Origin of the sequence: Streptomyces sp. NPDC002055, from assembly GCF_040296705.1 — a bacterium.
GTDB lineage: Bacteria > Actinomycetota > Actinomycetes > Streptomycetales > Streptomycetaceae > Streptomyces.
The window spans coordinates 13,191-39,286 of sequence record NZ_JBEOXS010000063.1 but is presented as its reverse complement, the minus strand read 5'-3'; the positions used below and the strand labels follow the sequence as shown (position 1 = coordinate 39,286).

The following is a 26,096-nucleotide window of genomic DNA, read 5'->3' as shown; positions in this document are numbered from 1 at the left end:
AACGCTCGGCTGGGAAACCCCAGCCGAGCGCCTGCATAAACTGCTCACGGCCTAATCAACACGACCACGTGTTGCGACGACCGCTAGAAACCGCCAGGTCGGGGAGGTCGGGCCTTCGTGATGCCGGCCTACGGGCCGAGGTGGACGCCGGGTTGGACCGTGACGGACACGATCAGGCCGATGGCGCTGGACAGGGGGACTTCCGGGTGGGCTACCGCGCCGCCGCCACCAGTGCCTCCATCACCCGGAGGTCCTCCCCGGCCTCCGGGTGCCACTGGACCGCGAGGACGAAGCCGTCGGCGTCCGGCAGTTCGACCGCCTCCGGCGTGCCGTCCTCCGCGAACCCGCAGGCGATCAGGCCGCGGCCGAGGCGGTCGACCGACTGGTGGTGATAGGTGGGCACGGCGACCGTCTCCGGCAGCACGCGGTCCAGCAGCGTCCCCGGAACCGGCTTCACGTCGTGCCGGGCGAAGACGCCCGGCTCCGTGCAGTGGCCGTCGTGTCCGACCGTTTCGGGGAGGTGCTGCACCAGGGTGCCGCCGAGCGCGACATTGAGCAGCTGCATGCCGCGGCAGATGCCGAGCAGCGGCTTGCCGGCGGCCAGCGCCGCCTCGATGAGCGCGAGTTCCCAGGCGTCCCGTTCCCGGGCGGGGGGCCCGGTGCGGGGGTGCGGCTGCGCCCCGTACCGGACCGGTTCGACATCCGGGCCACCGGAGATGACCACCCCGTCCAGCCGCGCGACGGTGGCCTCGGCCTCCGCCGGGTCGTCCGGCGGCAGCATCGCGGCGAGGCCGCCCGCGCGCTGGACGAGCCGGTGGTAGCCGGCCGGCAGCAGGGCCGCGGGCAGGTGCCAGACGCCCCAGCGCACCGAGGAGTCCAGATAGGTCGAGATGCCGATGAGCGGCTTGGGCACGGGTTTTCCTCCGGTGAGCTGCGGTCGGGCGGTCAGTCGCGTTCGAGTTCGGCTTCGGCGGCCGCCAGCGCGGCGAACTCCTCCTCGGGGGCGGAGGCCACCAGGCGGTGCCGGGAGTAGAAGGCGAAGTAGGCCAGGGCGACGACATAGACGCCCAGCGCGATGAACGCCGCCTCCTTGTCCACCAGGAAGGTGGCCACCAGGGCCGAGCATGCCAGCACAAGCGCCACGGAGGACGTCGCGATCCCGCCGGGCGTCCGGTAGGGGCGCGGCAGTTCGGGCTCCCGGCGCCGCAGCACGATGTGCGACAGGGACATCAGGGCGTAGGAGATGGTCGCGCCGAAGACGGCGACGTTGAGCATCCGCGCGCCGTCGCCGGTGGCCGCCGCCAGCGCGAAGCCGATGGCGCCGGGGACCAGCAGACCCATGTAGGGGGCCTTGCGGCGGCTGGTCAGGGAGAGGAAGCGCGGCAGGTAGCCGGCCCGGGAGAGGGCGAACAGCTGGCGCGACCCGGCGTAGATCAGGGAGAAGAAGGAGGCGACGAGCCCGGCCAGACCGGCGTAGTTCACGAAGCGGCTCAGCAGGGTCGGCTTGCCGTCCCCTTCCAGGGCTGCCACCAGCGGGTTCCCCGCGTCCTGCACGGCTGCCGAGCCATGGGCGCCGGTGGCCGCGAGGAAGGTGACCAGGGCGAGCAGCAGCAGGATGCCGATGGAGATCGACATGGCCTTGGGCAGCGAACGGGCCGGGTCCTTGGTCTCCTCGGCGGCCAGCGGCACACCCTCCACACCCAGGAAGAACCACATCCCGAACGGGAACGCCGCCCAGATGCCCAGCACCCCGAACGGCAGCCAGGAGCTGGAGCCGAAGGCGCTGTGGTCGACGGCGATGTCGTTGAGCCCGCTCGCGTCGAACTCCGTGAACGCCCCGACCGCGAAGATCAGCAGCGCGGTGACCGCGATGCCGGTCACGATGAAGCTGAACCGCAGCGCCTCGCCCACACCCCAGAGGTGGATGCCGATGAAGATGGCGAAGCAGGCGAGGTAGACGGGCCAGCCGGACTCCAGGCCGAAGAGCTTCAGCGACTCGACGTAGTCCCCGATGAAGATCGAGATCGCGGCGGGTGCCAGGACGTACTCGATGAGGATGGCGGTGCCGGTGAGGAAGCCGCCCCAGGTGCCCAGCGCACGCCGGGCGAAGCCGTATCCGCCGCCCGCCGTCGGCAGTACCGCCGCCAGCTCGGCGAGGGCGAAGACCATACAGGTGTACATCAGCCCCATGAGGACGGCGGCGATGGCGAGACCGCCGAACCCGCCCTCCGCGAGACCGAAGTTCCAGCCGGAGAAGTCGCCGGAGACGACGTACGCGACGCCGAGTCCGGTGAGCAGCAGCCAGCCGGCGCTGCCTCTGCGCAGGGTGCGCTTCTCCAGATAGGCGTCTTCGGGGGAGGTTCCGCCGCTTGCGGCGGGGGGTGCGATGGGGGCGCCGGTGCCGTCGGCCATGAGCCGCTCCTGACCTGAGGGGTCAATGGTGTGGGGCCATACCTTTGTCCCCCGGTGCACCCGAACGCAAGGGTCTTGCGTTAATCCGAGGTTACGAAAACGCCTCGGACGCGCGAACCGGCACCGCTGCGAACCGGCTCCGCGGAGCCCGCGGCCGGATCCCGCGCCGCCCGGCGGGCCTGCGTGCGGCGGTGCGCGTCCCGCGCGGCCGACCGTATACCGGGGGACCCGGGTCGGCACACTCCTTTTGGGCGGCTCGGCCTGTCGGGGCCGGGCTTCCGGTGTGCGGTCCCGCCTGCCCCTGCGCTCAGGACAGGAAGCCCCGCAGCAGCGCCGCCGTCCCCCCGCAGTGCTCCCGCATCACCTCGCGCGCCGCGTCGGCGTCGCCCTCCAGCACCGCCTCGACCAGCGCGCTGTGCTGCTGCTGGGAGTGCTCCAGGTTCCGGACCAGCAGCGGAATGCAGTCCAGCAGGTCGTTGACGGTCGCCCGTACGGCAACGTACTGGGCGGCGAGCGAGGGGGAGCCGCACAACTCCGCCAGCGTCAGATGCAGCATCGTGTCCTGCCGCCGGTAGTCCGCCAGCGGGGCCTCGTGCGTCGCGGCCAGGGCGCCGCGCAGCCGCTCCGCCTGCTCCTCGGACAGCCCGTGGGCCGCGCAGAGTCCGGCCGCCCCCACCTCCAGCACCTCGCGGAACCGCAGGACGTCCTCCACGTCCACTGTCTCGATGCGTCGCCGCAGCTCATCGCCGGAATTACTGTGTCCGGGGTCGGGCCGGTACCGGACGAACGTCCCGCCGTAGCGGCCGCGCCGGCTCTCCACCAGGCCCTGGTCGGTCAGCACCTTCAGCACCTCGCGCAGCGTCACCCGGCTCACGCCCAGCCGCTCCGCCAGCTCCCGCTCGGCCGGGAGCCGCTCGCCCTGCGGCACCAGTCCGAGCCGGACCACCTGGAGTATCTGCTCCAGCGTCTCTTCGAAGCCGTTCCCCGCCCGGACCGGCCGCAGCACCGGAGCGAGTCGGTCCGCGTCAGCGGAGTCCTGGAAGTCGCCCATCGAACCCCTTCCCAATCAATGGTCTGCACGATTACCTTAAGGCCTCCGGTTGCACCGACAGGAGGCTTTTCCCGTGGCAGACCGCACAGCACCGCTCTCCGTCGACGAACTGCGCACGCTCGTCGACGCAGGCGAGATCGACACCGTAGTGCTCGCCTTCACCGATATGCAGGGGCGGCTCCAGGGCAAGCGGTTCGCCGCCCGGTTCTTCCTCGACGACGTCCTGGACAACGGCACCGAGGGGTGCAACTACCTCCTCGCCGTCGACGTCGACCTCAACACGGTCGACGGGTACGCGATGTCGTCCTGGGAGCGCGGCTACGGCGACTTCGCCATGCACGCCGACCTCCGCACCCTGCGCCGCACCCCCTGGCAGCCCGGGACCGCGCTCGTCACGGCCGACCTGGCCTGGCACGACGGCTCCCCGGTCGTCGCCTCGCCGCGGCAGATCCTGCGCCGTCAGCTCGACCGGCTGGCCGAGCACGGCTGGAGTGCCTATGCAGGCACCGAGCTGGAGTTCATGGTCTTCAAGGACACCTACGAGGAGGCCTGGTCGCGCGGCTACCGCGACATGAACCCGGCCAACCAGTACAACGTCGACTACTCGGTCCTCGGCACCAGCCGCGTCGAGCCGCTGCTGCGCCGCATCCGCAACGAGATGGGCGCGGCCGGCATGACGGTGGAGTCGGCGAAGGGGGAGTGCAACCTCGGCCAGCACGAGATCGCCTTCCGCTACGACGACGCGCTCACCACCTGCGACCAGCACGCCGTCTACAAGACCGGCGCCAAGGAGATCGCCGCGCAGGAGGGCATGGCGCTCACCTTCATGGCGAAGTACGACGAGCGCGAGGGCAACTCGTGCCACATCCACCTGTCGCTGCGCGACGAGTTCGGCAAGCCGATCTTCGCCGACGAACAGGGCGAGTACGGCATGTCCAAGATCATGCGGCACTTCCTCGCCGGACAGATCGCCGCCCTGCGCGACTTCACCCTGCTCTACGCCCCCAACATCAACTCCTACAAGCGGTTCCGGCCCGGGTCCTTCGCCCCGACCGCCGCCGCGTGGGGCCCCGACAACCGGACCTGTGCGCTGCGCATCATCGGCCACGGCCAGTCCCACCGCTTCGAGAACCGCCTCCCCGGCGGCGACGTCAACCCCTACCTCGCGGTGGCGGGCCTGATCGCGGCCGGACTGTACGGCATCGAGCAGGAACTGGAGCTCCCGGAGGCGTGTACCGGCAACGCCTACAACGGCGACGCCGAACACGTCCCCACCTCGCTCCGCGACGCCGCCGAACTGTGGGCCGCCAGCCCCATCGCGCGGGCCGCCTTCGGCGACGAGGTGGTCGAGCACTACCTCAACATGGCCCGCATCGAGCAGGACGCCTACGACAGCGCCGTCACGGACTGGGAGCGCTTCCGGTCCTTCGAGCGCATGTGACGCACCGGGCTCCGCGAGCGGACCGACCTCCGCTCCCCGGCGCACCGTCAACACCAGGAGAACGCACGTTGCACGAGCACCAGGTCCTCAACCCGGCGACCGAAGAGGTCATCGCCACCGTCCCCGACGCCACCCCGGCCGATGTGGATGCCGCCGTCCGCCGGGCGGCCACGGCACAGCGGAGCTGGTCCGCCCTCGCCCCCGGCGAGCGGGCCCGGCTGCTGCGCCGCTTCGCCGCCACGGTCGACGACCACATCGAGGAACTCGCCCAGCTGGAGGTCCGCGAGGCCGGGCACCCCATCGGCAACGCCCGCTGGGAGGCGGGCAACGTCCGGGACCTCCTCGACTACGCGGCCGGCGGAGCCGAGCGCCTCAACGGCAGCCAGATCCCCGTCCCCGGCGGCCTCGACGTCACCTTCCACGAACCGCTCGGCGTCGTCGCCGTGATCGCCCCGTGGAACTTCCCCATGCCGATCGCCGCCTGGGGCACCGCGCCCGCCCTCGCCGCGGGCAACGCCGTCCTGCTCAAGCCCGCCGAGACCACCCCGCTGACCGCGCTGCGGCTGGGCGAACTCGCCCTGGAGGCCGGGCTCCCCGAGGGGCTCTTCCAGGTCCTGCCCGGCGCGGGACCCGTCGCCGGCAACGCCCTCGTCGAGCACCCCGGCGTCGCCAAGGTCGTCTTCACCGGCTCGACGGCCGTCGGCAAGCAGATCATGGCCAAGTGCGCCGCGGACGTGAAGCGGGTGACCCTCGAACTCGGCGGCAAGAGCCCCAACATCGTCTTCGCCGACGCCGACATCGAGCAGGCCGCCGCGGCGGCACCCGGCGCGTTCCTGGACAACACCGGCCAGGACTGCTGCGCCCGCACCCGGATCCTGGTCCAGCGCAGCGTCTACGAACGGTTCATGGAACTGCTCGAGCCCGCCGTCCGGGCCGTCACCGTCGGCGACCCGGCCGATCCCGCCACCGACATGGGACCGCTCATCTCCGCCGCGCAGCGGGAGCGCGTCCGGTCCTTCGTCCCCGAGGACGCGCCCGCGGCGATCCGCGGCGACGCCCCCGCGGGCAAGGGCTTCTGGTACCCGGCGACCGTCCTCACCCCGGACTCGCCCGACGACCCCGCGGCCGTCGACGAGATCTTCGGACCGGTCGCCGTCGTCCTCCCCTTCGAGGACGAGGCCGACGCCGTACGGCTGGCCAACGCCACCCGCTACGGCCTGGCCGGATCCCTCTGGACCCGCGACGTCGGCCGCGCGCTGCGCGTCTCCCGCGCCGTCGCCGCCGGGAACCTGTCCGTCAACTCGCACAGCGCCGTCCGCTACTGGACACCCTTCGGGGGCTTCGGCGAGTCCGGACTCGGCCGGGAGCTGGGCCCCGGCGCCCTCACCGCCTTCACCGAGACCAAGAACGTGTTCATCAGCACCGAGGAGAGCAAGTGACCGAGCAGACCCCTGTGTGCCGCCGACTGGTCGGACGTACCGCCGTCATCACCGGCGCGGGCAGCGGCATCGGGCTGGCGACAGCCCGCCGCCTGGCCTCCGAAGGTGCGAACGTCGTGTGCGCGGACATCGACGACACCGCCGGCAAGGCCGCCGCCGCCGAGGTCGGCGGGCTCTTCGTCCAGGTCGACGTCACCGACTCCGACCAGGTCGAGGCCCTCTTCCGGACCGCCTTCGAGACCTACGGTTCGGTCGACATCGCCTTCAACAACGCCGGCATCTCCCCGCCCGACGACGACTCGATCCTCACCACCGGGCTGGAGGCCTGGAAGCGGGTCCAGGAGGTCAACCTCACCTCCGTCTACCTCTGCTGCAAGCACGCCATCCCCTACATGCAGCGCCAGGGCAAGGGCTCCATCATCAACACCGCCTCCTTCGTGGCGCGGATGGGCGCGGCGACGTCGCAGATCAGCTACACCGCGTCCAAGGGCGGCGTGCTCGCCATGTCCCGCGAGCTGGGCGTCCAGTTCGCCCGCGAGGGCATCCGGGTCAACGCGCTGTGCCCGGGGCCGGTCAACACCCCGCTGCTCAAGGAGCTGTTCGCCAAGGACCCGGAGCGCGCCGCGCGCCGTCTCGTCCACGTCCCGTCGGGCCGCTTCGCCGAGCCCGAGGAGATGGCCGCCGCGGTGGCCTTCCTCGCCAGCGACGACTCCTCGTTCGTCAACGCGGCGGACTTCCTCGTCGACGGCGGTATCGCGGGCGCGTACGTCACCCCGCTGTAGGTCCAGCCGGACCCTCGGTGACGGCACGGCGGCCGGCGCTCCGGGCGCCGTGCCGTCGTGCCGTTCGGGGGCACCGGGGTCGCCACCTTCAATCCGCCCTCGCGTCGGCATATGACGGCTCCAGGCCATAAGGTGACCCGCGTGAGCATGACGACCCCGCCCGGCTGGTACCCAGACCCCGGGCAGACAGGCCACGGCCCCGCCCTCGAACGCTGGTGGGACGGCTCCACCTGGACCGACTACACCCGCGAGCCGCAGGGCACCGCCGTCTCGGAGATTCCGGCGCAACAGGCGGGATTCGGCCCGCCGCAGCACTCCGGCTTCCTGGACACGCCGCTCTCGCCGCCGCCGTCCTTCGGACTGGAGCCGGCCGACAGCGAGTCCCGCGGCAGGACGATGGCGATCGCCGGTGCCGCGGTCGTCCTCGTCGCCGCCATCGTCGGCGGTGTCGTTCTGCTGACCAGCGGCGGGGACAGCTCCGACACCGCCGACGCGCGGCCGAGCACCGGCCCGCAGCAGCCCACGCCCGGTGCACCCGGCGACGGCGGGGCGCCGAGCGGCACTCCGAGCGCTCCGGCCGACACCGTGCAGGACGCCACCAACGGCATCTCCGTGCCCGTCCCCCAGGGCTGGGACAAGAGCCGCAGCAGCACCGGCGGCGCGGGGCTGACCATCGGCCCGTACCCGTGTCCCGGCGAACGGGACACCACCTGTGCGCGCGGCGGCGTGTTCACCCGCGAGGCCAACGGCTACGAGGCGACGACCGCCGAGGGCGTGGCCAAGGAGGACATCGCCAAGAACACCGAGAGCTCCTACGGCAAGGACCCGCGCACCGGCAAGCAGATGTACGGCGGGGTGGTCTCGCACCGCCAGGTCAGGGCCGAGGCCGTGACCGTCGCCGGGCAGCAGGGCTACCTGGTGCGCTGGAAGGTGACGACGAAGAAGGGCGACGGCGGCGTCGTCCAGTCCCTCGCCTTCCCCGCACCCGACGGAGGGAAGGCCCTGGTCCTGGTCCGCTTCGGCTTCGACGCCGGAGGCGAGGTACCGCCGCTCACCGACATGGACGCCATCGCCGAGGGCATCGCACCGCTGGGAGCCGGCGGCGCGGGCGGGAGCATCTGAGGGGACGGACGGGATCTGCCGTCCGGGAGGGGCCCGGCCCCGGCGGAGAGTCGGGCGCCGGGCGCCCCTCGCGCCACGGCGTGGGAGACCGCCACGGCATCAGAGGAACGTGCGGCCCTCGCCCCGGTAGGTCGGCACGGTGTCGGTCACCCGGTCGCCCCGGACCAGGTGCAGGGCGTCGAAGCGTTCGCACATCTCGCCGGCCTTGGCGTGCCGGAACCAGACCTTGTCGCCGATCAGCAGATCGTCCGCCGGCCCGCCCAGCAGCGGCGTCTGCACCTCGCCGGGGCCCTCCTGCGGGTCGTAGCGCAGCCCCTCGGGGAGGTACGGCTGCGGCAGCCGGTCCGCCCCCGGTGCGCCCGACGCGGGATAGCCGCCGCCGAGCACGGTGACCACACCGATGCCGGGGCGCCGTACGACGGGCTGCGCGAACAGCGCGGCCGGCCGGCCCCGGAACGACGTGTAGTGGTCGAACAGCCGCGGTACGAACAGCCCCGACCCCGCCGCGATTTCGGTGACCGCGTCCTCGGCCGCCGTGTGCTGCACACTGCCCGTGCCGCCGCCGTTGACGAACTCCAGGTCCGGCGCCACCTCCCGGACACGGCGCACCGCCTCCGCCCGCCGCACCACCAGCTCCCGCTTGGCCGCCGACTGCATCAGCCGGATCGCGCACGACCGCAGCGGGCGCCCGGCGACCGCGTCACCGACGCCCGCGACATGCCCCTCGTAGGCCATCACACCCACCAGGCGGAAGCCTGGGCGGCGCGCGACCGACCGGGCCAGCTCCGCGAGTTGCTCCGGCGCGCGCAGGGGCGAACGCCGCGCGCCCACCCGCACCCGGCCGCCCAGCAGCCACAGCGAGGTGTCCAGCTCGAGGCAGACCCGGACCTCCTCCGTCCCGCCGCGCGAGGCGTCGATCAGATCGAGCTGCGCGGGGTCGTCCACCATCACCGTCACCGCGGCGGCGAGCTTCGGATCCCCCGTCAGCTCGGCGAAGCGGTCCCGGTCGGCCGAGGGGTAGGCGAGCAGGACGTCCTCGAACCCGGAACGCGCCAGCCAGAGCGACTCCGCGAGGGTGAACGCCATGATGCCCGCGAAGCCCTCCCGCGCCAGCACCCGCTCGAGCAGCGCCCGGCAGCGTACCGACTTGCTCGCCACCCGGACCGGCTTGCCCCGCGCCCGCCGGACGAGGTCGTCGGCGTTGGCGTCGAACGCGTCGAGGTCCACGACCGCGAGCGGCGCGTCGAGGTGCGCGGTGGCCCGGTCGTAGCGGGCCCGGTCGGCAGCGGGGTCGGCCATGGATCCACCTTGCCAGAACGCCGTTACCACTGGGTAGTGGGGTGGTTCGGGCAAACCCGGTCATGTGTCCGATCCAGTTGCCGCTCCGCCCTCGGCAGCACGTAAAGTGACGCGCACGCCGTGGGCCGTCGGCTGTCGCCGGACGGTCCCCATCGGCGAACTGGCCCGCCGCGCATGCCGGTCGGCCGTGAAAGCGCACGACATGAGGGGGGCCGATGAGCGCTGAAGCGCCGCGCGCGGCCTCGCCCCGCTCCTCCGAAGTACCCCAGCAGCGCGGCGCCGCTCCTGCTTCCGGTTCCGCCCCGCAGCACCCGTCGGCGGGCGGGCCGCCGGCCCGGCCGGTACCGCCGCGGCCACCGCATCCGCCCCGTCCGGTCCGCGAACCGGCCGCCCCGCAGCCACGGAACGGTGCCGCGACTCCGTCCGGGCCCTCCGCGCACCGGGTCCCGCCCCGCCCCGCGGCCCCGCCGGCCACCGGCCCCCGGGGTGGAACGGACCGCGGAGCGGGCCCCACCGACACCACGCCCCGACGCCCCGTCCGGACCGGCGACGAGGCGCTGCCGGACGACACTGCCGTTCGGGCCGACACCACCGTTCGCGCCGATACCGCCGTTCGGGCCGACACCACCCCGGGCGACGTCGCGACGGCCCGGCGCGAAGGAGCGGCCGGCAGCCGTCCGAACGCCTCGCGCCCCTCGGCGGGAAACATGTCGCGCCCCTCGGGGGGAACCGGGCCGCGCCCCTCGGCGGGTACCGCGGTTCCCGGTACGCAGCGCACCTCGGGTGCCCCGGCCACTGCCCCCGCCCAGGACCGGCTCGTGAAGCGGGCCGCCCAGGACCGGTCGCGGCCCGCCCAGGACCGGTCAGCGCAGAGGCCTGCCCAGGATCGGCAGGCCCCGGACCGATCCGCGCAGGACCGCCCCGCGCAGGACCGCCCCGCGCAAGGGCCTGCCCGGGCCGGGTCCGCTCCGACCGGGTCTGCCCAGGACCGGCAGGCCCAGAACCGCCCCGCGCAGAGGCCTGCTCAGGACGGGTCCGCCCTGGCCGGGTCTGCTCAGGACCGGCAGACCCAGGAGCAGCCCTCCCAGGACCAGCCCTCCCAGAACCGTCCCGCCCGGAATCGCGCCGCGCAGAACCGTCCCGCCTCCCGTCCCGCACCGGACCGGGACGCGCGCGGGCTGCTCCCGCCGGCTCCGGGAGACCGCCTCCCGGGGCCCGCCCCCACCGCCGTACCGGGACCCGCCCCGGCCTCGCGGCCCTACGTCGGGGGAGCCCCAAGCCCGCGCACCGGGGTGGCGCCCGCCACCGGAACGCCGGGCACGCGCAGTGCCGCCGCCGGAGCCCCGGCCACGCCCGCCGTGAACGCCGGCGCCCCGCCCAGCACGGCGCCCCGCACCGGAGCCCCGGCCGGACCCGCACCCGCGCGCCCTGCCACCGCCCCCCGAACCACGGCGGGCACCACCCCTCCGGCAGCCTCCGCCCGCGCGGCCTCGCCGGTCCCGTCCTCTTCGCCCCCGTCGGTCCCCTCCGCCTCGGCCCCCACCACCCCGGCCCCGGCCTTCCCCCTGCCCGCCGTACCGCCCACGACCTGGCACGGCCCCGGCCCGGGCACCGTTCCGCAGCAGGGACAGCAGGGACAGCAGGGGCAGCAGGGGCAGCAGGGGCAGCAGCTCTGGGGTGTCCCGGCCGTCCCCGCGCCCCGGCGGATACCCCCGCCGGTGCGCATGGCGGCCGTCGCCGCCTGTCTCGTCCTCGGCCTCGGGCTCCTCGGCGGAGCCGCGGCCGGGAGCTGGCTCACCGGCGAATCCGAGGTACCCGCCGCGACCGGAGAGGCCTTTCACCGGGCCCGCGGCCTGTGGCACAACCGTCCCGTCGACGAGCTCTTCCCCCGCACCCTGCACGGCAAGGCGGCGGGCCCCGGCGGCGCCGACCGCGAGTGGACCCGGATCGCGGTCGCCCCGGACAGCGGCTGCGCCAACGCCTTCGACCGGCTGCTCGCCAAGGCGCTCTCCCCGGTCGGCTGCACCCGGCTGCTGCGCGCCACCTACACCGACGCGACCACCAGCACGGTGACGACCGTCGGTCTGATGTTCACCAAGGCGGACCCGGACGGCATGCGGGCCGCGGCCCGGCGCTTCAGCGCCGAGAGGCTCGGCCGGCGCTCCGATCTCATGCCCCGGCCGTACGCGGCCGAGGGCACGGCCGCGGCGACCTTCGGCGCGCGCCAGCGCGGCAGCTGGGTGGTCCGGGTGCTGACCGATGCGCCGGTCGTGGTGTACGCCGTCTCCGGCTTCACCGACGGCCGCGCCGTCGAGGCCCCGGAACCCGCGGACGAGGCGGCCGCCACCGGCGCGACCACGGCACCCGCCCAGGCCGGCCTCGGGCACGACGCCCGCGGGGTGGCCGACCGCATCGAACGCGGCCTGCTCAGCGCCGCCACCGCGCCGTCGGAGGACGCCTCGTGACCGCTTCCGGGCCGCAGCGCTCCGCGCCGCCGTCGGGCCGGGACGGAACGGAGCCTGCTCAGCGCCGCCACCGCGCCCCCGGATGGCACCCCATGACCGCTCCTCGGCCGCAGCGCCGCGCGCCCTCGGGCCCGGACGGAGCGGGGGAATCGGGCGGAACCCCGGGGCCCGGTTCGCGGCCCAAGGCCCGCCGCCCGCGCCGTGCCCTGCGGACACTCGCGCTCGCGACCGCCTCGGCCGCCCTCGCCGTGCTCCCCGCCGTCCCCGCGCAGGCGGATGGCATACGGTCCCAGGAGTGGGCCCTCGACTCCCTCGGGGTCGAGAAGGCCTGGCGGACGACCAAGGGCGAGGACGTCACCGTCGCCGTCCTCGACACCGGGGTGGACGACCAGCACCCGGACCTCGCGGGCCAGGTCCTCACCGGCAAGGACCTGATCGGCTTCGGCGCGGGACGCGGCGACCGCGCCTGGGCGCGGCACGGCACCGCCATGGCCGGGATCATCGCCGGGCACGGCCACGGCACCGGCCAGGAGGACGGCGTCGTCGGCGTCGCGCCACGCGTCAAGATCCTTCCGGTCCGGGTGATCCTCGAGGATTCCGACCCGGCCCGCACCCGGGCCCGCGGAGCCCGCGGCAACGCCCTGGCCGACGGCATCCGCTGGGCCGCCGACCACGGCGCCGACGTGATCAACCTGTCGCTCGGCGACGACAGCAAGTCGGCCCACCCCGAGCCGCAGGAGGACGCCGCGGTGCAGTACGCCCTGAGCCGGGGCGCGGTGGTGGTCGCCTCGGCGGGCAACGGCGGCGAGAAGGGGGAACGGGCCTCCTATCCGGCCGCCTATCCCGGAGTGATCGCCGTGACCGCGGTGGACCGCTACGGCAACCGGGCGGCCTTCTCCACCCGCCGCTGGTACGCCACGGTCGCCGCGCCCGGCGTGGACGTGGTCATCGCCGACCCCGACCGGCGCTACTACAAGGGCTGGGGCACCAGCGCCGCCGCCGCCTTCGTCTCGGGCGCCGTCGCCCTGGTGCGCTCCGCGCACCCCGAACTGACCCCGGTCCAGATCAAGAAGCTGCTCGCCGACACCGCGCGGGACCGGCCGGAGGGCGGGCACAGCGACGACCGCGGCGCCGGCCTGGTCGACGTCCCGGCGGCGATCGACGCGGGGGAGAAGCTCCGGCCCCGGCCGCAGCACCCCGACGCCGCTCCGTACGGCCGGCAGTACTTCGGAGCGGGCCCCGACGGGGACGCCGGCGAGGACCCGGTGACGGGGCTGCCGGCCGCTGCCGCGGGAGCCGTCGGCGCGCTCCTGCTCGGCGCCGCCGTCGTGCTGTGGCGCCGCGGCCGGACGCCCGCGCAGCCCCGCTGAGCCGGGCCGATACCCTCGGGGCGTGGCCCTCAAGAACATCCCGGACTCCGGGTTCTCCGATGACGACGGCTCCGCCGACCCCCGGCTGACAGCGGCCCTGGCCGCCTACGCCGACGACCCCGCGGCGGAGCCCGGTGTGCTCGCCGCCCTCCCCGGCGCCCGGCTCCTGGTGCCCGTGGTCGCGGTCCTCGGCGAGGCGGAGACCGGGCCGGACGGGCTGCGCCGCGAGAAGTCCAGCGACATGGCCGTGCCCACGCTGACGGGCCCGGGCGGCCGCCGCGCCCTGCCCGCGTTCACCTCCACCGAGTCCCTGGCCCGCTGGGACCCGCAGGCCCGCCCGGTGGCGGTCCCGCTGTACCAGGCGCTCCGGGCGGCCGCGCACGAGCAGGCCGACACCGTCGTCCTCGACCTCGCCGGCCCGGTGCCCTACCAGCTGACCGGGCCCGCGCTGCTCGCCCTCGCCGAGGGCCGGGAGAGCACCGACCCGCTCGCCGACCCCGCCGTGGCGGACGCCGTACGGACGGTGCTGGCCGACGAGCCCGCGGTGCTGCGGGCTCACCTGGCACCCGGCGGCAGCGCCGACGGCACCCTCGCGCTGTGCCTCGCGCCCGAGGCGCCGGCCCGCGACGTGGCGCAGCGCGTGGCGACCGCGCTGGCCGGGGACGAGACCCTGCGGGCCCGGCTGGTCCGCGGACTGGACCTGGCGCTGCTGCCGGCCGCCGCCACGGTCCCGGGGGAGCCGCTCTTCGCCCGGCAGGCGTGATGCGCTGATCCGCCCCACAATGCAGAGAGGCTTTGTGATCTTTGCTTGGAGGGCGAGATGGCGGAGACGGCGGAGACGGCGACACGCAGGACCGGCCTCGAGTCGATCGACGTGCGCACGGTCGTGGCGGAGTTCCTCGGCACCCTGCTGCTCGTGTTCTTCGCCGTCGGGTCGGCGGTGCTGGGCGCCGAGTACGTGGGCACCGTCGGCATCGCCCTGTCCTTCGGCTTCGTGCTGCTGGCCCTCGCCTACACGTTCGGCCAGATCTCGGGCTGCCACCTCAACCCGGCGGTCACCCTCGGCATGCTGCTGGCCCGGCGCATCACCCCGCGCACCGCACTGGAGTACCTGGTGGCGCAGCTGCTGGGCGGGATCGTCGGCGCGGCCCTGCTCTTCCTGGTGGCGAAGCAGGTGCCGGGCCTGGAGACGTCCGGCGGCTTCGGCAGCAACGGCTACGGATACCGCTCGGCCGTGGGGATCAACATCTTCGGCGCGTTCGTGGCCGAGATCGTGCTGACCTTCCTGCTGGTCTACGTCTACCTCGCGGTCACCCGGAACCTGGTGCTGATCGGTCTCGCCGGTCTCCCGGTGGGCCTGTGCCTGGCCGTGGTCAGCCTGGTCGGCATCCCGCTCACGGGAGCCTCGGTCAACCCGGCGCGCAGCTTCGGCCCGGCGCTCTTCGCGGGTGCGGAGGCGATGACCCAGGTCTGGCTGTTCCTGATCGCGCCGCTGGTGGGCGGGGCGCTCGCCGCGCTGGTGCACGGCGTCACGCACCCCGCCGAGCCGGTCGGCGTCGCCCGGACGGCCACCGAGACCGCCGAGTGACCGCCGGGCCCGGTACCGGCGTCGTCCGGACCGGACCGGACGGGATCCACAGCGGGGCGGGCAACCTGCGAGCCCGCTCCGCCTGCCCGTGGCCGGACCGGGCACAGTCCTGGACCTGACCGAGCCCGGACCCGACCGAGCCCGGACCCGACGACGGGCCCCGGCCCGTCAGCTCCCGTAGACGGGACCGGTGAACTTCTCGCCCGGCCCCTGGCCCGGCTCGTCCGGTACCACCGAGGCCTCCCGGAAGGCCAGCTGGAGCGACTTCAGGCCGTCGCGCAGCGGGGAGGCGTGGTACGACCCGACCTCGGTCGCGCTCGCGGTGACCAGGCCGGCCAGCGCGGTGATCAGCTTCCGTGCCTCGTCCAGGTCCTTGTGGTCGGAGCCGTCCTCGGCGAGGCCCAGGTTGACCGCGGCCGCGCTCATCAGGTGCACGGCGACGGTGGTGATCACCTCGACCGCGGGGACGTCCGCGATGTCGCGGGTCATCGTGTCGAAGTCGGGAGACTGCCCCGTGGGCTCGGGCGTCGGCTGCTGCGGGGTGGCGTCGCTCATACTCAGGACTTCACTTTCGGCTGGACAGTTGACATCAGCCTATGGCCCCTGCCCGCGCGGTGGGTGACCGGGCCGAACGCTGGTATGCTTGATGACGACCGGCCGGACACGCCTGTGCCCGGCCCACAAGTGGAGGCTCCGAACTCCCACCTGACCGATCTCCCGGATCGGCGGGTCACCGGTCAGACAGAGCCCGTCGTTCCGTACGGACGACGGACCTGTCCGATGCGCCCCGCGGCCACCGCGGCGGTGCTCCGGTATGCGAGGAGCCCCGCCTGTGTCCCGTTCGGGGCGTTTTTCACGTCCGGCAGGGGTCGACAGAAACAGACGTGACGCGGCTGTCCGCCAGGCAATCGCGTGGTGCAACCGAGGAGGCCCCATCAGCGCCGAGCCCCGCATCAACGACCGGATCCGAGTCCCCGAGGTGCGACTTGTCGGTCCCAGTGGCGAGCAGGTCGGCATCGTGCCGCTTGCCAAGGCACTGGAGCTTGCGCAGGAGTACGACCTCGACCTCGTCGAGGTCGCGGCGAACGCCCGCCCGCCCGTGTGCAAGCTCATGGACTACGGGAAGTTCAAGTACGAGTCGGCCATGAAGGCCCGTGAGGCGCGCAAGAACCAGGCGCACACGGTCATCAAGGAGATGAAGCTCCGGCCGAAGATCGACCCGCACGACTACGACACCAAGAAGGGTCACGTCGTCCGGTTCCTCAAGCAGGGCGACAAGGTCAAGATCACGATCATGTTCCGTGGCCGTGAGCAGTCCCGCCCCGAGCTGGGCTACCGACTGCTGCAGCGTCTCGCGGAGGACGTCCAGGACCTCGGTTTCGTCGAGTCGAACCCGAAGCAGGACGGCCGAAACATGATCATGGTTCTCGGTCCGCACAAGAAGAAGACCGAGGCGATGGCCGAAGCCCGTGAGGCGCAGGCCGCCCGCAAGGCGGAGCGCACCGGCGTTCCCGCTGAGGCTGCCGAGGCAGCCGAGGCCGCCGAGGAGCACGTCGAGGCCTGATCCCGGATCGCTCCGGGAAACCCGGGGTCCCGGCCCCGGACACCAACCGAACCAGCTGACGCTTCCGTGTGCCGGTTTCACCGGCTCGCGGACGGAAGCGCCACCGACGAGGAGAGAACGGCGACATGCCGAAGAACAAGACGCACAGTGGTGCCAGCAAGCGCTTCAAGCTCACCGGCTCCGGCAAGGTGATGCGCCAGCGCGCCGGTCGCCGCCACCTTCTCGAGCACAAGCCGTCCACGCTGACGCGCCGCCTTGCCGGCAAGACCGAGATGGCCCCGGCCGACGCCAAGAAGATCAAGAAGCTTCTCGGCAAGTGACCCAGCCGCCCCGGGCGTCGGACCGACGCTGCAGGCCGGGGCGTACGTCACCCACCGGGACCTCATCGATTCCGGGCCGTGTGAGTCACCCGCGGCCCCGTACAAGGAGTTAACAAGTGGCACGCGTCAAGCGGGCAGTCAACGCTCACAAGAAGCGCCGGGCGATCCTCGAGCAGGCCAGCGGCTACCGCGGTCAGCGTTCGCGCCTGTACCGCAAGGCCAAGGAGCAGGTCACCCACTCCCTGGTCTACAACTACAACGACCGCAAGAAGCGCAAGGGCGACTTCCGTCAGCTGTGGATCCAGCGGATCAACGCCGCTGCCCGCGCCAACGGCATCACCTACAACCGCTTCATCCAGGGTCTGAAGGCCGCCAACATCGAGGTGGACCGCAAGATGCTGGCCGAGCTCGCGGTCAACGACGCCAACGCCTTCGCCGCGCTCGTCGAGGTGGCCCAGAAGGCGCTGCCGAGCGACGTCAACGCCCCGAAGGCCGCCTGACCCGGCAGCCTGACAGCGTCGGACGGACCCGCAGGCCCCTGGCCTGCGGGTCCGTCGCTGTCTGCCCCCGCTCCCGTACACCCCGTCGCCCGAGCCCCAGAGAAGTGAGCCGCCGTCCATGGGCCCTGCCGAGCCGATCTCCCCGCGTTCCCCCCGCGTCGCCGCCGCCCGCCGGCTCGCCCGGCGCAACTTCCGGGTCAAGGAGCGCCGGTTCCTCGCCGAGGGGCCGCAGGCGGTCCGGGAGGCGGCCCTGCACCGCGGCGACGGCGAGCCGACCCTGACCGAGCTCTTCGCCACCGCGGAGGCCGCCGAGCGGCACACCGGCATCGTCGAAGCCGCCCGGGCCGCGGGGGCGCGGATCCACACCGCCCCGGACGACGTCGTCGCCGAGCTCTCGCAGACCGTCACCCCGCAGGGCCTGGTCGGCGTCTGCCGCTTCCTCGACCGGCCCTTCGACGAGATCCTCCGGGACCGGCCGCGGCTGGTCGCCGTCCTCGCCAACGTCCGCGACCCCGGCAACGCCGGGACCGTGCTGCGCTGCGCCGACGCGGCCGGAGCCGACGCCGTCGTCCTCACCGACGCCTCCGTCGACCTCTACAACCCCAAGTCCGTCCGGGCCTCGGTCGGCAGCCTCTTCCACCTCCCCGTGGCCGTCGGCGTCCCCGTCGACCGGGTGGTGGACGGGCTGCGGGGCACCGGCGTACGGATGGTCGCCGCGGACGGCGCGGGCGAGCGCGACCTCGACACCGAGCTCGACGAGGGCGTCCTGGGCGGCCCCACCGCCTGGATCTTCGGCAACGAGGCCTGGGGCCTCCCGGAGGAGACCCGCGCACTGGCGGACGAGGTGGTGCGCGTCCCCATTCACGGACAGGCCGAGAGCCTCAATCTCGCAACGGCCGCCGCCGTGTGCCTCTATGCATCGGCCCGTGCGCAGCGCGCATCCGGAGGGTGCCGCTCCGTCACTCCGAGCTAGTAAGGTTGCCGCGGGGGTGCGACCAGGGGGTGTGGGGATGGACGCCAGGACTGCGGCCGAGTGCGCACGGAGCGCGGCCGCGCCCGCGACCGGTGCCCTCCCCGGCCACGGCTCCGCACTCGCCGGACCGGGCCCGGACGGACTGGGCCTGGACGGACTGGGCCTGGGCCCCGACGACCTGCCCGACGGTCTCGTCGTCGCCGACGAGACCGGCCGGATCCTCTGCTTCAACGCCGCCGCCGCCCGGATCACCGCGCTGCCCCCGTCCGAGGCCATCGGCCGGCCGCTGGAGCGCGCACTGCCGCTGGAGGACCTCGAGGGCCGCCGGTGGTGGACCGTCACCGACCCGTACGGCGGCCTCGCGATCCGCATCGGCCAGCCGGAGCGGAATCTGTTGCTCCCCGGCGGGCGCGAGGTCCTGGTCTCCGCGCGCTACGTGCGCCGCCGCCCCACCGGGCCGCTCCACCGGCTGGTCGTCACCCTCCGCGGCACCGAGGCCCGCCGCCGCACCGAGCGCAGCCACGCCGAGCTGATCGCCACCGTCGCCCATGAGCTGCGCTCGCCGCTGACCTCCGTCAAGGGCTTCACCGCGACGCTGCTCGCCAAGTGGGAGCGGTTCACCGACGACCAGAAGCGGCTGATGCTGGAGACGGTCGACGCGGACGCGAACCGGGTGACCCGGCTCATCGCCGAGCTCCTCGACATCTCCCGGATCGACTCGGGCCGGCTGGAGGTCCGCCGCCAGCCGGTCGACATGGTCGCCGCCGTCCAGCGGCACGTGGCCTCGCTCACCGGCACCGGACAGCCCGGCGACCGCTTCGACGTCCGCACCGTGCACCCGCTGCCCGCGCTGTGGGCCGACCCCGACAAGGTCGACCAGGTGCTGGGCAACCTGCTGGAAAATGCGGTGCGGCACGGCGAGGGAACCGTCACCATCGAGGTGGCACCCGCCCCCACCCGCAGCCTGGAAGAAGGAACGGCCGTCACCGTGAGCGACGAGGGCTCCGGCATCCCGGAGGAATCGATGAGCCGCGTGTTCACCCGCTTCTGGCGGGGCAGCAAGCGCGGCGGCACCGGGCTGGGCCTCTACATCGTCAAGGGCATCGTGGAGGCGCACGGCGGGGTTATCGAGGTCGGCCGCGCCCCCGGCGGCGGTGCCCAGTTCCGATTTACCCTGCCCGTGGCGGTCCCGGCCTTCATGGCCTGAGGCACCACGGGCTCCCTCCCCCCTGCCTCCGGTGGGGGCACCCTCACCGCCAGCCCCGTAGACTCGGCTTTTGGCACCCCGGGCAGCCTCGGCCGCCCTGCCACCGAGCGTGGGCAGCGCCATCCAGCCAATTCGGAAACACGGGAAGAGATGTCGGCACCCAATAAGTCGTACGACCCTGTTGAGGTCGAGGCACTGAAACCGGAAGAGATCGCCCGGATGCGGGACGAGGCGCTCGCCGCGTTCTCCGCGGCCGGCGACCTCGAGGCCCTGCACGACGCGAAGGTCGCCCACACCGGCGACCGCTCGCCGCTGGCCCTGGCCAACCGCGAGATCGGCGCCCTCCCGCCGCACGCCAAAGCCGACGCGGGCAAGCGCGTCGGCGGCGCCCGCGGCGAGGTCAACCGGGCGCTCAAGGCACGCCAGGAGGAGCTGGAGGCGGAGCGCGACGCCCGGGTGCTGGTCGAGGAGGCGGTGGACGTCACGCTGCCGTACGACCGCGTACCCGCCGGCGCCCGGCACCCGCTGACCACGCTCTCCGAGCGCATCGAGGACGTCTTCGTGGCCATGGGCTACGAGGTCGCCGAGGGCCCCGAGGTCGAGGCCGAGTGGTTCAACTTCGACGCGCTGAACTTCCCGCCCGACCACCCCGCCCGCGCCATGCAGGACACCTTCTTCGTCCAGGGGCCCGAAGGCTCCCGGGACGGCACGGAGGAGTCCGGGGTCGTGCTGCGCACCCACACCTCGCCGGTGCAGGTGCGCGCCATGCTCGACCGCGAGCCGCCGCTCTATGTGATCTGCCCCGGCCGGGTGTTCCGCACCGACGAGCTGGACGCCACCCACACCCCGGTCTTCCACCAGGTGGAGCTGCTCGCCGTCGACGAGGGCCTGACCATGGCGGACCTCAAGGGCACCCTGGACCACATGGTGCAGGCGCTGTTCGGCGAGGGCATGAGCACCCGGCTGCGGCCGAACTTCTTCCCCTTCACCGAGCCGTCCGCCGAGATGGACATGGCGTGCTACGTCTGCCGGGGCGCCTCCGTCGGCGACCCGGACCGCCCGTGCCGCACGTGCAGCAGCGAGGGCTGGATCGAGCTCGGCGGCTGCGGCATGGTCAACCCGCGGGTGCTCGCCGCCGCGGGCATCGACCCGGAGAAGTACAGCGGATTCGCCTTCGGGTTCGGCATCGAGCGGATGCTGATGTTCCGCCACAACGTCGAGGACATGCGAGACATGGTCGAGGGTGACGTGCGCTTCACCCGGCCTTTCGGGATGGAGATCTGATGCGGGTCCCGCTTTCCTGGCTGCGGGAGTACGTCGACCTGCCGGCCGGTGAGACCGGTCGTGACGTACAGGCCAAGCTCGTTGCCGCGGGGCTGGAGGTCGAGCGCGTCGAGCAGCTCGGCGCCGGCCTCAGCGGCCCCCTGGTGGTCGGCAAGGTGCTGGCCATCGAGGAGCTGACGGAGTTCAAGAAGCCCATCCGGTACTGCCAGGTGGACGTCGGCGATGCCAACGGCACGGGCGAGCAGCAGAACATCGTCTGCGGTGCCCGGAACTTCAGCGTCGGCGACAAGGTCGTCGTGGTGCTGCCCGGCGCCGTGCTGCCCGGTGACTTCCGGATCTCCGCGCGCAAGACCTACGGCAAGACCTCCGAGGGCATGATCTGCTCCGCGAGCGAGCTCGGCATGTCCGACGAGCACGACGGCATCATCGTGCTCCCCCCGGAGCACGAGGCCGGCACCGACGCCATCGAGCTGCTCGGGCTCGACGACGAGGTCCTCGACATCGCCGTCACCCCCGACCGCGGCTACTGCCTGTCGATGCGCGGCGTCGCCCGCGAGGCGGCCACCGCCTACGGGCTGCCGCTGCGGGACCCGGCCCTGCTCGACGTGCCGTCGCCCAACGAGTACGGCTACCGGGTCGTCGTCGAGGACCCGGCCGGCTGCGACCGCTTCACCGCGCGCACCGTCACCGGCCTCGACCCGCAGGCGCGCTCCCCGATCTGGCTGACGCGCCGGCTGGAGAAGGCCGGGATGCGCCCGGTCTCCCTCCCCGTCGACGTCACCAACTACGTGATGCTCGAACTCGGGCAGCCGCTGCACGCCTACGACCGGTCGCGCGTCGACGGGCCGATCGGGGTGCGCCGTGCCACAGCGGGGGAGAAGTTCACCACCCTCGACGGCACCAAGCGCGTCCTCGACCCCGAGGACCTGGTGATCACCGACAGCTCCGGGCCCATCGGGCTCGCGGGCGTCATGGGCGGTGCGCACACCGAGATCGCCGACCCGGTCACCGACCCGGAGACCGGCGCGGTCACGGGCACCACCGAGATCGTCGTCGAGGCCGCGCACTTCGACCCGATCGCGATCGCCCGCACCTCCCGCCGGCACAAGCTGTCCTCCGAGGCGTCCAAGCGCTTCGAGCGGGGCGTCGACCCGCAGGCCGCCTCCGCGGCGGCCCAGCGGACCGTCGACCTGCTCGTGCTGCTCGCGGGCGGCAGCGCCGAGGCCGGCGTCACCGAGGTCGTCACCCCGGGCGGGCCCCGCACCATCACGATCCCCGCGGACCACCCGGACCGCGTCGCGGGTGTCGCCTACGGCCGGGAGACCGTCGTCCGCCGCCTCCAGGAGGTCGGCTGCGACGTCCACGGCCAGGACCGGCTGACCGTCACCGTGCCCAGCTGGCGGCCCGACCTCACCGACCCGAACGACCTCGCCGAAGAGGTCATCCGGCTCGAGGGCTACGAGAACCTGCCGTCGACCCTGCCCCGGCCGCCCGCCGGCCGCGGGCTGACCGAGCGCCAGCGGCTGCACCGCCGGGTGGGCCGGGCGCTCGCCGGCGCCGGCTTCGTCGAGGCACCGAACTACCCGTTCCTGGGCGAGCAGGTCTTCGACGACTTCGGTCTGGAGGACGACGACCCGCGCCGCTCGGTGGTGCGCCTGGTCAACCCGCTCTCGCACACCGAACCGGCCCTGCGCACCACGCTGCTGCCGGGACTGCTGGGCGCGCTGCACCGCAACCACGGCCGTGGCGAGCACGACCTGGCGCTCTTCGAGACGGGCCTGGTGTTCCGGCCCACCGGCTCCGAACAGGAGCCCGGCCGGCCGGACGTCGACGGACGGCCGACCGACGAGGAGATCGCCCGGCTGAATGCCGCGCTGCCCGTGCAGCCTAGGCGGGTCGCCGTGGTCCTCGCCGGGGCGCGCGAGCAGGCCGGCCGCTGGGGCAAGGGACGCCCGGCGACCTGGGCCGACGCCGTCGAGGCGGGCCGCACGGTGGCCCATGAGGCCGGGGTCGAGCTGATCGTCCGCCAGGACCAGCACGCCCCCTGGCACCCCGGCCGCTGCGCCGCGCTGCTGGCCGAGGTCGACGGCGAGGAGGTGCTCGTCGGCAACGCCGGGGAGCTCCACCCGCGGGTCATCAAGGCCCTCGGCCTGCCGGAGCGCACCTGCGCCATGGAGATCGAGCTGGACCGGCTGGAGCGGGCCGCGTCCGGTCCGGTCGAGGCCCCGCACGTCTCGACGTTCCCGGTGGCCACCCAGGACGTCGCGCTGATCGTCGACACCTCGGTCCCGGCCGCCGATGTCGAGTCCGCGCTGCGGGCCGGTGCCGGTGAACTCCTCGAATCGCTGCGGCTGTTCGACGTCTTCACGGGCGAGCAGATCGGCGAGGGCAGGAAGTCGCTGGCGTACGCGCTGCGGTTCCGCGCCTCCGACCGGACGCTGACGGTGGAGGAGGCCTCCGCCGCCCGGGACGCCGCCGTCGCGGCTGCCGCCGAGCGGACGGGCGCCACACTGCGCGGCGCGTAATCGCCTGCCGCAACCGTGGAAGGGGTGCACCCGGATCTCCGGGTGCACCCCTTCGTGGTCTCCGCCCACCCGCTCTTCACGGCCAGTACAGAGCCGGCACCGGGCCCGTTGCGTGCAGCCGAGGTGCGGGTGGCCGGTGGACCCCCGTGGTCGACGGGCAGGCGACCGGTGGGGGCAACGGCCGAGGGGGCGTCACCGCGCCAGAGGTGGATCACTCCATCGGGTGACATATCGGCGGATGGTGGTTACTCGATTGCTCATGGTTGCCACAATCGGCGCGGTCGTCACGGCAGTTCTGACCACCGTACGGAGGTCGGTCGCGGGCCGTGGGCCTGTCGGCCGCCTCCGGACCTGCCAGGGGAGGCGTGGGCATGATCCGTTCCAGGGGGTGGCGAGGTGCGCCCCGAGGTGTACCGAAGGTCTGGCGCGTGCTGGTCTTCGCGCTTCCGGGGCTCTGGATCCTGGGCGTCGTCTCCTGGCAGCTGACCCACCCGACCGGCATCCCGGCTGTCCAACTCCTCGCCGCCGCGCCCGCGATAGCCTGCGCCGGCAGCGGCCGCCGTCCCTGTGTGGTGCTCGGCGGGGTCTGCGCGGCGTTCGCCCTCGTCCCGCTGGGCTCCGTCGAGGAGGAGCACGGCATGGGGATCCGCGCCGGGACCTGCGGCGCGATCTTCGCGGTGGTCGTGGCCGGCTATCTCACGACCGGCCGCCGCCTCCGGCTGATGCGCGAGCTGGAGCGCACCCGTGAAGCGGCCACCGCCGCGCAACAGGTCCTGCTCCGCCCGCCGCCTCCGCGCCTCGACGGACTGACGGTGGCGGCCGGTCACCTCTCCGCCACCCGTGGCGCCCTGATGGGCGGTGACCTCTACGAGGCGCTGGACACCCGGCACGGCGTCCGCGTCGTCATCGGCGACGTGCGCGGCCATGGCCTCCCGGCCATCGGCGCCGTCGCGGCCCTGCTCGGCAGCTTCCGGGAAGCGGCCCACGACGAGCCGGAACTCTCCGGCGTCCTGCGGCGGTTGGACCGTGCGATGCAGCGGCACCTGCGGGAGCGTGCGGACCGGGAGCCCGGCGCGGGCGGCCGGGTCGTGGACGGAGGGGAGCCGGACGGTCCGCTCGCTGAGGAGTTCGTCACCGTGCTCCTGCTGGAGTTGCGCGCCGGCCGCCGGCCGACCGCACTCAACTGCGGTCACCCCTGGCCGTATCTGCTCACCACCGCGCCGGACGGTGCCGGTCACCTGGACGGTGCCGGTCACCCGGACGGCACGGGGAGCCGGGACGGTCACGGGCCGCGCGCGATGCGCGCCGTACGGCTGGCGGACGCCGACCCGCTGCCGCCGCTGGGCGCGTTCCCGCTCCCGGCCGAGCTGCCGGTGGTGTCCTGCCGGCGGCTGGGGGGCGGGGACACCCTGGTCCTGCACACCGACGGCGCGGAGGACGCGCGGGATGCGTCAGGGGCCTTCTTTCCCCTGGGCAGCGCGCTGCTGGCCGCTGCCGGCGGCGGATCCGGGACCGAGTGCGGCCCCGCGGCCGGGGCCGACGCTGTGGTCGGCCCGCAGGCCATCGTCGAGCAGGTGTGCTCCGCGCTGCTGCGGCACGCCCGCGGCAGGCTCCGGGACGATGCCGCGCTGCTGGTGCTGCGCTGCGAGCGGCAACGGATTCCCGCGCCCGCCGGCGCCGGGCGCGCGGCGGGCGCCGAGCCGGTCCCCTGAGCGTCGCCGTGTTCCCAGGTCCCACGTGCCCCGGGCCCCACGTGCCCCGCGACTCACGTGCCCTGCGACTCACGTGCCCCGGGCCCCACGTGCCCCGGGGCACGTGTTCGCCTGCACCTGCGCCTGCCCGGGCGCGTCCGGTCGGCGCCCCCGGGCCCGGACCGGCCCTTGCCTCTCCAGGGCGTGCCCGGCATGCCGTCCGCCGACCGAGCGCGTCCCGGCCGGACCCCGGAGCGCCGCGGCGCCGTTTCTCTCCGCCGTTGGTAGATGTAGGGCCCGAACAGCTCAGGTCCGAGAAGAGGGCAGACATGGCCGCACCGACGACCGGGCAGGGAGCCGCTCTCACCACCCACCGCACGCAGCCCGGTCCCGCGCCTCACTCCATCGGCGGCGCCCCGGGGCGCGTGACCGTGCTGCGGGCGCCCGCGAGCGAACTCGTCGCGGTGATCGGGCCGGACGGGTCCCGCCGCACCGCGCTGCTCCACGCCCTCGGCGCCCTCCCGGCCGTCGGCCGCCCCGTCGCCCAGGTGCGCACCCGGGGGGACGGGGCTCCGGACCCGGGCCGCCGGGTCGGTGAGCTGCTCGCGGACCTCCGCACCGCGGGGCCGGCGAGCCGGGTGCTCGCCGGGGCGGTGCCGGGGGAGACGTACGGCGGGGCGGCGGGCCGCGGGCCGCACCCGGACACCCGCTACGCGGAGCTGCCGCCCGCCGACCGGCTGCTGCTCGCCCTGACGGTGGCGCTGGCCGAACGGCCCGCGGCCGTCCTCGTCGAGTCCGCCGACACGGGACCGGACCTCGTGGGCCGGCGCCGGGTGTGGGCCGGACTGCGCCGGGTCGCCGAGTCCGGCCTGTCCGTCCTCGCCGGCTGCCGGTCCGTCGGCGCGGCGGGGCGCTACGCCCACCGCACCGTGCTGCTGCCGCACCGCACCGGACTCGGCTGAGGGCGGCCCCGCCGCGCGTCCGCGGGCCCGATGCCCGGGACTGCCGAACCCGCCGCCGGAAGGCGGGAGTTCACACCCCGTGTGCGCCCGGTTCCATTACG

22 protein-coding genes are annotated in these 26,096 nt (G+C 74.0%); 17 read left to right on the top strand and 5 right to left on the bottom strand.

Annotated features, from left to right (window positions below):
* Positions 1–211: 211 nt before the first annotated feature.
* From ABT112_RS28990 to ABT112_RS28980, 3 genes are all read right to left on the bottom strand, one after another.
* The gene (locus ABT112_RS28990; protein WP_351514540.1) at positions 212–913 is read right to left on the bottom strand and encodes a gamma-glutamyl-gamma-aminobutyrate hydrolase family protein; all 702 of its coding nucleotides are present in this window, start codon (positions 911–913) and stop codon (positions 212–214) included.
* 32 nt (positions 914–945) lie between these two features.
* Entirely contained in the window at positions 946–2,412 is a 1,467-nt protein-coding gene (gene eat / locus ABT112_RS28985; RefSeq protein ID WP_351514538.1) for an ethanolamine permease, read from the bottom strand.
* 307 nt (positions 2,413–2,719) lie between these two features.
* Positions 2,720–3,463 carry a FadR/GntR family transcriptional regulator gene (locus tag ABT112_RS28980; RefSeq protein ID WP_351514536.1) on the bottom strand — a complete coding sequence of 248 codons (744 nt, stop codon included), beginning with the start codon at positions 3,461–3,463 and terminating at the stop codon, positions 2,720–2,722.
* A 73-nt stretch (positions 3,464–3,536) separates the two neighbouring features.
* Here ABT112_RS28980 and ABT112_RS28975 point away from each other — a divergent pair, with 73 nt between their 5' ends.
* The 4 genes from ABT112_RS28975 (at position 3,537) to ABT112_RS28960 (ending at position 8,247) form a co-directional block, all read left to right on the top strand.
* Positions 3,537–4,904 (top strand): glutamine synthetase family protein, encoded by a 1,368-nt coding sequence (locus tag ABT112_RS28975; RefSeq protein ID WP_351514534.1) that lies wholly within the window; start codon positions 3,537–3,539, stop codon positions 4,902–4,904.
* Between the two features lie 68 nt (positions 4,905–4,972).
* Positions 4,973–6,343: an aldehyde dehydrogenase family protein gene (locus tag ABT112_RS28970; RefSeq protein ID WP_351514532.1), complete on the top strand. Its 1,371-nt coding sequence runs from the start codon at positions 4,973–4,975 to the stop codon at positions 6,341–6,343.
* Positions 6,340–7,125, top strand: a complete 786-nt coding sequence (locus ABT112_RS28965) for a 3-oxoacyl-ACP reductase (RefSeq protein ID WP_351514530.1) — start codon at positions 6,340–6,342, stop codon at positions 7,123–7,125. The genes ABT112_RS28970 and ABT112_RS28965 overlap by 4 nt, the downstream gene beginning before the upstream one ends.
* A gap of 147 nt (positions 7,126–7,272) precedes the next feature.
* Positions 7,273–8,247 (top strand): DUF2510 domain-containing protein, encoded by a 975-nt coding sequence (locus tag ABT112_RS28960; RefSeq protein ID WP_351514545.1) that lies wholly within the window; start codon positions 7,273–7,275, stop codon positions 8,245–8,247.
* Positions 8,248–8,346: 99 nt separating this feature from the next.
* Here the strand turns inward: ABT112_RS28960 and ABT112_RS28955 are convergent, their stop codons facing one another.
* The gene (locus ABT112_RS28955; RefSeq protein WP_351514528.1) at positions 8,347–9,546 is read right to left on the bottom strand and encodes an amino acid deaminase/aldolase; all 1,200 of its coding nucleotides are present in this window, start codon (positions 9,544–9,546) and stop codon (positions 8,347–8,349) included.
* A gap of 1,358 nt (positions 9,547–10,904) precedes the next feature.
* On the opposite strand from ABT112_RS28955, the gene ABT112_RS28950 reads away from it, so the two are divergent.
* From ABT112_RS28950 to ABT112_RS28935, 4 genes are all read left to right on the top strand, one after another.
* Positions 10,905–12,011, top strand: a complete 1,107-nt coding sequence (locus tag ABT112_RS28950) for a hypothetical protein (RefSeq protein ID WP_351514526.1) — start codon at positions 10,905–10,907, stop codon at positions 12,009–12,011.
* 92 nt (positions 12,012–12,103) lie between these two features.
* A complete protein-coding gene (gene mycP, locus ABT112_RS28945) occupies positions 12,104–13,381 on the top strand; it encodes a type VII secretion-associated serine protease mycosin (protein ID WP_351514524.1) in 1,278 nt (425 codons plus the stop codon).
* Between the two features lie 22 nt (positions 13,382–13,403).
* Positions 13,404–14,144, top strand: a complete 741-nt coding sequence (locus tag ABT112_RS28940; RefSeq protein WP_351514522.1) for an SseB family protein — start codon at positions 13,404–13,406, stop codon at positions 14,142–14,144.
* Between the two features lie 57 nt (positions 14,145–14,201).
* Positions 14,202–14,969 (top strand): MIP family channel protein, encoded by a 768-nt coding sequence (locus tag ABT112_RS28935; protein ID WP_502975478.1) that lies wholly within the window; start codon positions 14,202–14,204, stop codon positions 14,967–14,969.
* Between the two features lie 168 nt (positions 14,970–15,137).
* Here ABT112_RS28935 and ABT112_RS28930 read toward each other — a convergent pair whose 3' ends face one another.
* Positions 15,138–15,524, bottom strand: coding sequence for a DUF1844 domain-containing protein (locus tag ABT112_RS28930; protein WP_351514520.1), 387 nt, complete (start codon positions 15,522–15,524; stop codon positions 15,138–15,140).
* 352 nt (positions 15,525–15,876) lie between these two features.
* Here ABT112_RS28930 and infC point away from each other — a divergent pair, with 352 nt between their 5' ends.
* From infC to ABT112_RS28885, 9 genes are all read left to right on the top strand, one after another.
* Entirely contained in the window at positions 15,877–16,533 is a 657-nt protein-coding gene (gene infC / locus ABT112_RS28925; protein WP_502975479.1) for a translation initiation factor IF-3, read from the top strand.
* Positions 16,534–16,658: 125 nt separating this feature from the next.
* Positions 16,659–16,853: a 50S ribosomal protein L35 gene (rpmI, locus tag ABT112_RS28920; protein ID WP_014175142.1), complete on the top strand. Its 195-nt coding sequence runs from the start codon at positions 16,659–16,661 to the stop codon at positions 16,851–16,853.
* A gap of 116 nt (positions 16,854–16,969) precedes the next feature.
* Positions 16,970–17,353, top strand: coding sequence for a 50S ribosomal protein L20 (rplT, locus tag ABT112_RS28915; RefSeq protein WP_351514516.1), 384 nt, complete (start codon positions 16,970–16,972; stop codon positions 17,351–17,353).
* 118 nt (positions 17,354–17,471) lie between these two features.
* The gene (locus ABT112_RS28910; RefSeq protein ID WP_351514514.1) at positions 17,472–18,326 is read left to right on the top strand and encodes a TrmH family RNA methyltransferase; all 855 of its coding nucleotides are present in this window, start codon (positions 17,472–17,474) and stop codon (positions 18,324–18,326) included.
* 37 nt (positions 18,327–18,363) lie between these two features.
* Positions 18,364–19,533: a sensor histidine kinase gene (locus ABT112_RS28905; protein ID WP_351514512.1), complete on the top strand. Its 1,170-nt coding sequence runs from the start codon at positions 18,364–18,366 to the stop codon at positions 19,531–19,533.
* Positions 19,534–19,683: 150 nt separating this feature from the next.
* Positions 19,684–20,817, top strand: a complete 1,134-nt coding sequence (pheS, locus tag ABT112_RS28900) for a phenylalanine--tRNA ligase subunit alpha (protein WP_351514510.1) — start codon at positions 19,684–19,686, stop codon at positions 20,815–20,817.
* The gene (gene pheT / locus ABT112_RS28895; protein WP_351514508.1) at positions 20,817–23,342 is read left to right on the top strand and encodes a phenylalanine--tRNA ligase subunit beta; all 2,526 of its coding nucleotides are present in this window, start codon (positions 20,817–20,819) and stop codon (positions 23,340–23,342) included. The genes pheS and pheT overlap by 1 nt, the downstream gene beginning before the upstream one ends.
* Positions 23,343–23,713: 371 nt before the next feature.
* Positions 23,714–25,054, top strand: coding sequence for a PP2C family protein-serine/threonine phosphatase (locus ABT112_RS28890; protein ID WP_351514506.1), 1,341 nt, complete (start codon positions 23,714–23,716; stop codon positions 25,052–25,054).
* Positions 25,055–25,362: 308 nt separating this feature from the next.
* Positions 25,363–25,995 (top strand): hypothetical protein, encoded by a 633-nt coding sequence (locus ABT112_RS28885; RefSeq protein ID WP_351514504.1) that lies wholly within the window; start codon positions 25,363–25,365, stop codon positions 25,993–25,995.
* Positions 25,996–26,096 lie beyond the last annotated feature (101 nt).